The 476-nt window shown below is 67.2% G+C and carries 2 protein-coding genes; both read right to left on the reverse strand.

Annotated elements, in window-relative coordinates; genetic code table 11:
- Positions 1-303, reverse strand: a 303-nt coding sequence (locus AC2JF9_RS08760) for a hypothetical protein (RefSeq protein WP_500726991.1), incomplete at its 3' end; no start/stop codon positions are given.
- The coding region (locus AC2JF9_RS08765) for a TrbG/VirB9 family P-type conjugative transfer protein (protein ID WP_500726992.1) at positions 303-476 on the reverse strand (174 nt) is incomplete at its 5' end. The genes AC2JF9_RS08765 and AC2JF9_RS08760, both read right to left, overlap by 1 nt.

Genomic DNA, 476 nt, shown 5'->3' on the forward strand with positions numbered 1-476 from the left:
GGGCAGCGGTGGACCGAGCTTTGGCGCATCCTCATAGCTGGCCGGAAGCGCATTCAATGTGTCACTCGGCGCCTTCGCCGGCTCGGCGAGGTCGCTCTGTTCGCCAACCAGCTGCAGGCTTCGCGGCTTGAGCGCGAACCAGGCCGTCGTGACCAGCAAGACAATGGCGATCGCCGTCAGGCCGATAATGATGCCGCGTTTGAAACGGATCGCTGGCGCGGGCCGCGCTCGAAGCACGAGCGTTTCCGGATCGATCTTTGCCGGCGCAGCGGCCTGCGGAGTGGTGGCGGCAGGGTCGGTCATCACGACCTCCTGCCCGTCCGGCTGATGCGCACCACCTGCTGGCGTTTCGTGCCGAGGCGGAGCTCCGCCGCGTCGAACAGCCGGTCGACCACATAGTAGCGCCCGCGCAGCCGATAATTGACGAGCTGGGCTTCGCCCCTCTCGCCGACCAGGAACAGCGGCGGCGCTTCTCC

It is taken from the genome of Lactobacillus sp. C449L, assembly GCF_059900815.1.